This window comes from Methylobacterium sp. J-001 (assembly GCF_022829565.1).
In the GTDB taxonomy this organism is placed as follows: domain Bacteria; phylum Pseudomonadota; class Alphaproteobacteria; order Rhizobiales; family Beijerinckiaceae; genus Methylobacterium.
This window is the reverse complement of record NZ_JAKSYN010000028.1, coordinates 112266-121392: the sequence shown is the minus strand read 5'-3', so window position 1 is coordinate 121392 and position 9127 is coordinate 112266. Positions and strand designations below refer to the sequence as shown.

Genomic DNA, 9127 nt, shown 5'->3' with positions numbered 1-9127 from the left:
CTCCAGGGCACCGCCCAGGCGCTGACCGCAACCGCGACCCAGGCGGCGGCGCAATCCACCAGCGTCGCGGCGGCCGCCGAGGAGGCCGCCACCAACGTCCGCACCGTCGCAGCCGCCGCGGAACAGCTCGGCTCCAGCGTGCAGGAGATCGCCAGCCAGGTCGGAGGTTCGGCCAATCTGGCCCAGGCTGCGGTCGGCGAGGCCGACCAGACCGGCCACCTCGTGCAGGTATTGGCCCAGGCGGTATCGAAGATCGGCGATGCCGTCGGGCTGATCTCCAACATCGCCGCGCAGACCAACCTGCTGGCCCTGAACGCAACGATCGAGGCGGCACGGGCGGGTGATGCGGGCCGGGGCTTTGCCGTGGTCGCATCCGAGGTGAAGGAACTCGCAGCCCAGACTGCCGACGCGACCGAGGAGATCACCGGGCTGATCAATCGGATCCAGGGCTCGACCGATCAAGCCGCGCAGGCGATCGGCGGGATCGTGACCCGCATCCGCGACATCAACGACGTAACCGGCGCCGTTGCGGCAGCGGTCGAGGAGCAGGGCGCGGCCACCCAGGAAATCGTGCGCAACGTCACGCAGGCGGCTGCCGGCACGGACGAGGTGACGAACAATATCTCCGGCGTTGCCGAGGCGGCAGACCAGACCGGCACGGCGGCCCATCAGGTCTTGGATGCGGCGTCCGCGCTGTCGCGTCAGTCGGCGCAGCTCAACGCGGAGGTCACACGCTTCCTGGATACGGTCCGCGCCGCCTAAGTCAGGATCGTCACCGCCCGCCGTCGAGCAGCTTCGAGACCACGCGGGCGGTGTAGTCGACCATCGGCACGATGCGGGCGTAGTTCAGCCGCGTCGGGCCGATGACACCGACGACGCCGACGATTTTTTGGGACCCGTCCCGGAACGGCGCCGCGATCAGCGACGAGCCGGACAGCGAGAACAGCTTGTTCTCCGAGCCAATGAAGATCCGCACGCCGTCGCCGCCCTCGGCCCGGGCCAGGAGGTCGATGACGTCCTTCTGGGTCTCCAGATCGTTGAATAGGAGGCGGATGCGCTCGAGATCCTCGACCGCACGCAGGTCGTCGAGCAGGTTCGCCTGACCGCGCACGATCAGCTGCCGGGCCTCGCTCGGGCCGACCGGAGTTGCCAGGCCCGCATCGACCAAGCGTTCGGTCAGCGCGTCGAGCTCCCGCTTCATCGCCGTGCGGCCAGCTTCGATCTCGGCCCGGAGGGTCCCGAGGGTGCGGCCCTGGAGCCGGGCGTTGAGGAAGTTCGTGGCCTCCTGGAGCGCGCCGGCGGGCAGTCCCGGGGGGAGGTCGACCAGGCGATTCTCCACCGAGCCGTCATTCGAGACCAGCACGACCAGGGCCCGGGCCGGATCCAGGCGGACGAACTCGATATGCTTGAGATGCACGTTCGCCTTCGTGGTCAGCACCACGCCGGCCCCGCGCGAGATGCCCGACAGCATGGTCGAGGCCGCGGCCAACGCCGAGTCGAAGGTGTGCCCGGAGGCGGCGGCGCGCATCTCCGCCTCGATCCGGGCCTGTTCCTCCTGGCCGACATCGCCGAGTTCGAGCATGGCATCGACGAAGAAGCGCAGGCCGAGCTCGGTCGGCAGGCGGCCCGCCGAGGTGTGGGGCGCGAAAATCAGGCCGGAATGCTCAAGATCCGCCATGACGTTGCGGATCGAGGCCGGTGACAGCGCCATCGGGAGGATGCGCGCCAGGTTGCGTGAGCCCACCGGCTCGCCGGTCGTGAGATAGCTCTCGACGATCTGCCGGAAGATCTCGCGAGCGCGCTCGTTGAGGGCGTCGAGCGCCTGCATCGATGGGCCTTGTTGAAAGTTGAGGTTCAGGTCGGTCACGCGGTCATCCTGTCGTCCGATCATGTCCGCCCGGTGTCCGGGGATCAATCCATACGGCGATGCTTGCCCGCGCTGTCGCGGCGGCCTAAGAGCCCGGCCCTCACTCTCTCACCAGAAAGGGCCCGCCATGAGGCCTTCGAAGCGCGCCGCCGACGAGCTGCGGCCCGTCACCCTCGAGCGCGCTGTGTCGCGCTATGCCGAGGGCTCGTGCCTGGTCAGCTTCGGCAACACCCGGGTGCTCTGCACCGCGTCTCTCGAAGAGCGCGGACCGCCTTGGCTGCGCGGCTCCGGCAAGGGCTGGGTCACGGCCGAGTATGCCATGCTGCCGCGCGCGACGCACGACCGGACCCGGCGCGAGATCAACTCGGGCAAGCCTTCTGGTCGCACCCAGGAGATCCAGCGCCTGATCGGCCGGTCCCTGCGGGCGGTGACGAACCTGCCTGCGATGGGTGAGCGCCAGGTCACCGTCGATTGCGACGTGATCCAGGCCGATGGCGGCACCCGCACCGCGGCGATAACCGGGGCCTGGGTGGCGCTCTATGATTGCTTCGCCTGGATGCGCACTCGCTCGATCATTTCGGTCGACCCGCTGCGCGACCACGTCGCCGCCGTGTCCTGCGGCCTGTACAAGAACACGCCCGTGCTTGATCTGGACTACGCCGAGGATTCGGCGGCCGAGACCGACGCCAACTTCGTGCTGACCGGGAAGGGCGGCATCGTCGAGGTGCAGGGTACTGCTGAGATGGAACCGTTCTCCGAAGAGCAGCTCCTCGAATTGCTGCGTCTCGCCCGCGCCGGCACCGACCGGCTGGTGGCGCTTCAGAAGGAGGCCATTGCGTGAGCCGTCGTCTGACCGGGAAGGTGGTCATCGCCACCCACAACGCGGGCAAGCTCACCGAGATGCGCGAGCTTTTGGCGCCGTTCGGGATCGAGGCCGTCTCGGCCGGCGAGCTCGGGCTGCCCGAGCCCGACGAGACCGGCACGATGTTCTCCGAGAACGCCGCCATCAAGGCCCATGCCGCTGCGAAGGCGACCGGGCTGCCGGCCTTCGCGGACGATTCCGGCCTCTGCGTCGATGCGCTGGACGGCGCGCCCGGCATCTTCTCCGCTCGCTGGGCCGGCCCGACCAAGGACTTTTCCGGCGCCATGGCCCGGATCTTCTCGGAGCTGGAGCAGCGCGCTGCGACCAACCGGACGGCGCATTTCGTGTCGGCGCTGGTGCTCGCCTGGCCGGACGGCCACACCGAGCTGTTCGAGGGACGCGTGTTCGGCACGCTGGTGCCGCCGCGCGGCGAGGCCGGATTCGGCTACGATCCGATCTTTCAGCCGGAGGGCCATGCCCGGACCTTCGGCGAGATGAGCGCCGAGGAGAAGCACGGGGTCGATTGGCAGAAGGGGGAGGGGTTGTCGCACCGCGCCCGGGCCTTCGTGCTGCTGAGCCGCGCCTGCCTGGCGCCAGGCTCCTGATTGCCAAACCGGGCCGGCATGCGCACATCCCGTCGATCATGACTTCGACCGGCTCGGACCATCCGACCCGCGACGCGGGCTTCGGGATCTACCTGCACTGGCCCTTCTGCGCCGCGAAGTGCCCGTATTGCGACTTCAACAGCCATGTCCGGCACGCCGGCGTGGACCAGCCGCGCTTCCTCGACGCCTTCCGGGCCGAGATCGCCCACAGCGCCGCCCGCACCCCGGGCCGGACCGTCACCAGCATCTTTCTCGGCGGCGGCACGCCTTCGCTGATGGAGCCCGCGACGGTGGCGGGTCTCCTCGACGCGGTGGCGGGGCACTGGGCGATGGCGCCCGATGCCGAGATCACCCTGGAGGCCAACCCGTCGAGCGTCGAGGCCGGCCGCTTCCGCGGCTACCGTGCCGCCGGGGTCAACCGAGTCTCCCTCGGGGTGCAGGCGTTCGACGACGCTTCCCTGAAGAAGCTCGGCCGCCTGCACAATGCCGCGGAGGCGTTCGCGGCGATCGGGATCGCGCAGGCCGTGTTCGAGCGGACCTCCTTCGATCTGATCTATGCCCGGCCCGACCAGACTCCCGCCCAATGGCGGGCCGAACTGACCGCGGCGCTGGCGCGCGCCGCCGAACACCTGTCGCTTTATCAGCTCACCATCGAGCCTGGCACGCCGTTCCACGGTCTTGCTGCCGCCGGCAAGCTCATCACACCGGACGACGAGGCCGGTCGAATCCTCTACGACGTGACCCAGGACGTCTGCGGCCAGGCCGGCCTGCCGGCCTACGAAATTTCCAACCACGCCCGGCCCGGCGCCGAATCCCGGCACAACCTGCTCTACTGGCGCTACGGCGAATATGCCGGGATCGGTCCCGGCGCGCATGGCCGGCTGGTGACGCCGGAGGGACGGATCGGCACCATCACCGAACGGGGCCCGGAGGCCTGGCTGGAGCAGGTCGAGCGCGACGGCCACGGCATCGTCGAGACCGAGACGCTCTCGGCCGCCGACCAGGCCGACGAGTTCCTGGTGATGGGGCTGCGGCTCGCCGAGGGGATCGATCCCGAGCGCTACGCCGCCCTGAAGGGCCGGGCGCTGAACGGCAATCGCATCGGCATGCTGGTGGGCGACGGTTTGCTGCATCGCCTGCCCGGCGGCCGGATCGCCGCCACGCCCCGCGGGGCACCGGTGCTCAACGCCGTAGTGGCCGAGCTGGCGGCTTGACTAGGTACCGGGCTTGGCCAGGACGCGCGGCGCCGGGCTAACCACGGTCGCGGCGTTGTTGCGGATCTCGTAGACCGCCAGGGATCGGTCGCTCAGACCCTCCGGCCGAAAGCGGAACGTGCCGTCCGTTCCGGCGAAGCCCGATGGATTGGTGAGCGTCGTCTCCGCGAAGCGCTGTGAGCCGTATTGCCGGGTCAGTGCCGCCGAAAGCATCACCCCGTCGTACGCGAGCGAGGCGACACGCGGCGGCACCGCGCCGAACCGGGCCTGATAGCGGCCACTGAAATTGGAAAAGCCGTTCCTGTCCGGCGAGGCGAACCGTCCGCCCTGGAGCGCCGGCAGTGCGAACAGGGCCGGCTCGTTCCACAGGGCCGTACCGATCGGCCGGACCCGGGCCGGGTTGTAGCGGGCCGTGATCAGCGCTGCCGCGACCGCCGGCATGGCATCGGCTGTTTCCGGAATGAACAATGCGTCGGCCGTGGCGCCGGACCCGGTGATCACCCGAGCCAGCCGCTCCACCGCCGGCGCCGGCGCACCGGACGGATAGCGCTCGACTGCCGCGACCCGGGCACCCTTGCGCGCGACAGCCTCGCGAAACTCCGCTTCGACGGCATTGCCGTAGGCGGTCTCAGGAATCAGCGCCGCGAACGATCGACGGCCGTCGGCCACGGATTCGTCGATGATCCGGTCGACCTCGGGCTGCGGCAGGAAGCTGAGGAGATAGACGCCCCGCGCCGCCACGGAGGCGTCCGTCGAGAATCCGATGACCGGCTTGCCGGCGGCCCTGGCCGGCACGGCGGCGGCCTGGACATTGGCGGCGAAGACCGGGCCGAGCACGATGTCGGCTCCCTGCTTCAAAGCGTCCTGGGTTGCGTCCCGAGCACCGTCGGGGCTGCCGCGATCGTCCTCGACCAGGATGGTCAGGTCCGGCTGCTGCGCCTCGTCGTAGGCAAGTTGCGCAGCGTTGCGCATGGCGTTGCCGACCGCGACCCCCGTGCCGCTCAGCGGCAGAATTAGCGCCACCTTCACGGCGCCGGAGCCGATGCGGTTGCCGGCCGATGCGGCCGGGGTCGGGGAAGCGGTCGGAGCGCCCGCCGCAGGCGCCGGGTCGACGGCCAGCGGCACGTCCGCCGGTGGCGACAACTCGGCCCGGGGCGGGGAACCGCGCCGCGCCGCGCGCCCGTCCCCGAAACCGCCGACGCAGCCGCCCAGCGCCACTGCGCTGAGGGCGGCGGTCAGGGCGGCGACGCGCATGAAACGGTCCCGCCGACACTTCGGACGCGCCATGGCGCGATCTCCTTCGGGCAGGCATGGTCAACCTGACCGGGCGGTTTTCAAATGTAAACGCACCGAGGCCGAGTTGCCCCCCGGTCTCGCCGCACAGCCGCGACGCGAGGCGCGTAGTGTGGCAAGATCGCCCGCGATGACACGTCGATTCGATGACCCGGGGTCTCCGATCTCAACCAAGCCCACGTCTCACAAGTCGGGAGCGGACCGCCCGCGGAACACGACCTTCACGGCTTTCGGCCTGGCCAGCGAGACCGAGCCGTTGCCGCCGGGGCTGCACATCGTGGCGACGCCGATCGGCAACCTGCGCGACATCACCATCCGCGCGCTCGCGACCCTGGCGGCGGCCGATGCCGTGTTGGCCGAGGACACGCGCGTGACCCGGACGCTGCTGGCGCATTACGGGATCACGACGCCGCTGCTCGCCTATCACGAACATTCGAACGAGACCGTGCGCGACCGGATGGTGGCGCGGCTCCAGGCCGGCGAGGCCCTGGCCCTGGTCTCGGATGCCGGTACGCCGCTCGTGTCGGATCCCGGCTACAAGCTCGTCCAGGCGGCGATCGAGGCGGGGATCGCGATCACGCCCGTGCCCGGGCCGTCCGCGGTCATGACAGCGCTCGTGGCGGCGGGCCTGCCGACCGACCGGTTCTTCTTCGAGGGGTTTCTCCCCCAGAAGGCCGGGGCACGGCGCAACAGGCTCGAAGCCCTCATCCAGGTTCCGGGAACGCTGGTGCTCTTCGAGTCACCCCACCGTCTGCCGGAGATGCTGGCCGATGCCGCCGCCGTGCTCGGGGCGGACCGTCCGGCTGCGGTGACCCGGGAGCTGACCAAATTCTACGAGACGATCCGCCGGGATACGCTGGGCTCCCTGAGCGAACGCTTCGGCCAGGAGGGTGCGCCGAAGGGCGAGATCGTCGTCATCATCGGCGCCGCGACGACGCCGGATCGCCCGGCCGAAGGGGATGCCGCCCTCGACGGGTTGATCCGCAACGCCCTGGGGCGGCACTCGATCAAGGATGCGGCGAGCCTCGTCGCGGATGAGACGGGGCAGCCGCGTCGCGCCATCTACGCCCGGGCGCTGGTGCTGGCCCGGGAAAGCCAGGATTGAACGGAACCGTGCCGGACCAAGCCTTGCGGCGCCGCGCCGCCTATCTGCGCGGACACCACGCCGAGTGGCTGGCGATGGCGGCCCTGTCGCTGAAGGGCTACTGGCCGATCGGGCGCCGGGTGAGCTTCGCCGGGGGAGAGATCGACCTGATCGTCCGCCGCCCGCGCACCATCGTGTTCGTCGAGGTGAAGGCCCGGTCCAGCCTGGATGATGCCCGCATGGCGATCGATGCGGCCAAGAGACGGCGCTTCTCCCGCGCAGTGCGGGCCTGGGTCGGGCGCAATCCCTGGTGCGCGGGGATGACCCTGCGCGCCGACGCGGTCTTCGTCGGCTCGGGCGAATGGCCGGTGCATCTGCCCGGCGTCTTCACCATCGAGGGTTTGTAGACCGCTCGTTCAGGCCCGCGCGGCGCGGATCGCGCCGATCAGCGTGCGCTTGAGATCGGCCTGGCTGAACGGCTTCTGCACCACGGGCCGGTCGCGGAACGGCTCACGGATGCCGGCGCCGCCGTACCCCGTGGAGAACACGAGCGGCAGGTCGCGCTGCACGATCGCCTCGGCGACCGGATAGATCGGTTCGCCCGCGACGTTCACGTCGAGGATCGCGATCTCGAACGTCTCCTGCGACGCCATTTCGAGGGCGGTCGACAGGCGCGCCGCCGGGCCGACCACGGCGCAGCCGAAGTCGAGCAGCATGTCCTCGAGCAGCATCGAGATCGCGGCTTCGTCTTCGACGACGAGCACGCGGACGCCGGTCAGGATGTCATCGTTGGGGTCAGCAGTCACGCCGGGCCGTCTTCCCTTCGATCGCCCCCGTACCGGGGATCTTGCCGTGCAATTGGTTCGCCTCGCGAGCCGAGAGAGCAGCGCTTGGAGGCGCCGAGGCGGCATCGCCAGGCGGTCCGCGAGACCACCCGTGGCGTCGCCCGGAATACCGGACGTGTCAAGCGTTCGCCTGCCGTTCCCGGGCGAATGACCGGCTTGATGTTAACCGGCGATACATTTTTGCCGGTTTTCGGGGTCTTCCCGGGCTAGAACGATTGGCGGCGCCGGCTCAATCGTCCTTGAACGAGACCTTTGCACCCCGGGTCACGTGCGCTGCCAAATCGCGCGCGTTCCAGTTGGTCAGCCGGATGCAGCCGTGGGACTCGGTCTTGCCGACCTTCTCGGGTTCAGGGGTCCCGTGGATGCCGTAGCTGGGGATCGCAAGATCGATCCAGACCAGGCCGACCGGGTTGTTCGGCCCGGGCTTGATCGAGAATTTTTGCTTGGTCTTCACGCCCTTGAAGGCATATTTCGGATTGTAGGTGTAGTCGGGGTCGAAGGCGACGCCCTTGACCTTGGTCTCGCCGCTCGGCGCCGGCTTCTCGGTGCTGCCGATCGAGGCCGGATAATAGCCGAGCAGCTTGCCGTCGGCTCCGAAGGCGCGCACGTCGCGGCTGGTCTTGTCGACCTCGATCCGCTCGACCTTAGGCTCCTGCGGCAGGTCTTTGCTCTTCGGCTTGTCCGTGCCCATCGGATCCACCGCTGCCACCGTGATCGACGTACCGGCCTTGTCGAGGGGCTTGTCGGGGTTGAGCGCGCTGACGAGGTCGCGGCTCATGTGGAAGCGCTCCGCCAGCATCTCCCGCGGGTTGGTGTAGCCGAGTTCCTTGAGATCGGCCTGCGCCTCCATCTTGGGCGGGATCTTGTCCACGTAGGGGCCGGACGCGTCGGCGTCGGTGATCGCGTAGTCGGATACGGCCGGCTTGTCGCTCGTGGCCTGAAGCTTGTCCCAGAGCTCGGGGGTCAGATCCTGGGTGGCCGGCAGGCCCTGGGCCACCGCGAACGCCGAGAGCGCGCGCTGATAGTTCTCGCCCTTCAGTCCATCGATAGCGCCCGGAAAGAACCGCGCCCGATCGAGAAGAACCTGCGCCTTCACGATGAGCGGATCCGGCTTGGCGTCGGCGTCCTTGTTGGCGCCAGACTTCGCGGCGGACTTTTTGCCCTTCGCCGTCTTCTGGTCCGGCTTGTCGGACTCCGGTGGCTTGAAGGTCGCCGTATTGATCGCATCGGCGGTTAGGGTCGGCCCCTTATCGGGCTGCGCCGACGCACCCGATGCCGTGAGGCCTAACGCCAGCAGAGCCGCGCAAACCGGCCGCGTGGATCTCTGCATCATGGACGTCCAATTCTCCTGGAGCGG

At 69.4% G+C, this 9127-nt stretch carries 10 protein-coding genes; 6 read left to right on the top strand and 4 right to left on the bottom strand.

The window, feature by feature from the left end:
* Positions 1–762 (top strand): methyl-accepting chemotaxis protein (locus MKK65_RS02475; protein WP_243955024.1); only part of this gene is annotated, 762 nt, incomplete at its 5' end.
* Between the two features lie 10 nt (positions 763–772).
* On the opposite strand, the gene hrcA is transcribed toward MKK65_RS02475, so the two are convergent.
* Positions 773–1828: a heat-inducible transcriptional repressor HrcA gene (gene hrcA, locus MKK65_RS02470; RefSeq protein ID WP_243955037.1), complete on the bottom strand. Its 1056-nt coding sequence runs from the start codon at positions 1826–1828 to the stop codon at positions 773–775.
* Positions 1829–1994: 166 nt separating this feature from the next.
* Between hrcA and rph the strand changes: the two genes are divergently transcribed.
* Genes rph through hemW form a run of 3 tightly spaced genes read left to right on the top strand, consistent with a single transcriptional unit; the run spans position 1995 to position 4548 of the window.
* On the top strand, positions 1995–2708 hold the full coding sequence (gene rph / locus MKK65_RS02465; protein WP_058193764.1) for a ribonuclease PH: 714 nt from the start codon (positions 1995–1997) through the stop codon (positions 2706–2708).
* The gene (gene rdgB, locus MKK65_RS02460) at positions 2705–3334 is read left to right on the top strand and encodes an RdgB/HAM1 family non-canonical purine NTP pyrophosphatase (protein WP_243955022.1); all 630 of its coding nucleotides are present in this window, start codon (positions 2705–2707) and stop codon (positions 3332–3334) included. The genes rph and rdgB overlap by 4 nt, the downstream gene beginning before the upstream one ends.
* Before the next feature lie 38 nt (positions 3335–3372).
* A complete protein-coding gene (gene hemW, locus MKK65_RS02455; protein WP_243955020.1) occupies positions 3373–4548 on the top strand; it encodes a radical SAM family heme chaperone HemW in 1176 nt (391 codons plus the stop codon).
* Here the strand turns inward: hemW and MKK65_RS02450 are convergent, their stop codons facing one another.
* Positions 4549–5835: a penicillin-binding protein activator gene (locus MKK65_RS02450; RefSeq protein ID WP_243955018.1), complete on the bottom strand. Its 1287-nt coding sequence runs from the start codon at positions 5833–5835 to the stop codon at positions 4549–4551.
* 136 nt (positions 5836–5971) lie between these two features.
* Here MKK65_RS02450 and rsmI point away from each other — a divergent pair, with 136 nt between their 5' ends.
* Together rsmI and MKK65_RS02440 are read left to right on the top strand one after the other, a co-directional pair.
* Positions 5972–6946, top strand: a complete 975-nt coding sequence (gene rsmI / locus MKK65_RS02445) for a 16S rRNA (cytidine(1402)-2'-O)-methyltransferase (protein WP_243955016.1) — start codon at positions 5972–5974, stop codon at positions 6944–6946.
* Positions 6943–7332 (top strand): YraN family protein, encoded by a 390-nt coding sequence (locus MKK65_RS02440; RefSeq protein ID WP_243955014.1) that lies wholly within the window; start codon positions 6943–6945, stop codon positions 7330–7332. The genes rsmI and MKK65_RS02440 overlap by 4 nt, the downstream gene beginning before the upstream one ends.
* Positions 7333–7341: 9 nt before the next feature.
* On the opposite strand, the gene MKK65_RS02435 is transcribed toward MKK65_RS02440, so the two are convergent.
* Both MKK65_RS02435 and MKK65_RS02430 read right to left on the bottom strand, forming a co-directional pair.
* Positions 7342–7731, bottom strand: coding sequence for a response regulator (locus tag MKK65_RS02435; RefSeq protein WP_243955012.1), 390 nt, complete (start codon positions 7729–7731; stop codon positions 7342–7344).
* Positions 7732–7999: 268 nt separating this feature from the next.
* Positions 8000–9103 carry a L,D-transpeptidase family protein gene (locus MKK65_RS02430; protein WP_409565350.1) on the bottom strand — a complete coding sequence of 368 codons (1104 nt, stop codon included), beginning with the start codon at positions 9101–9103 and terminating at the stop codon, positions 8000–8002.
* Positions 9104–9127: the final 24 nt, after the last annotated feature.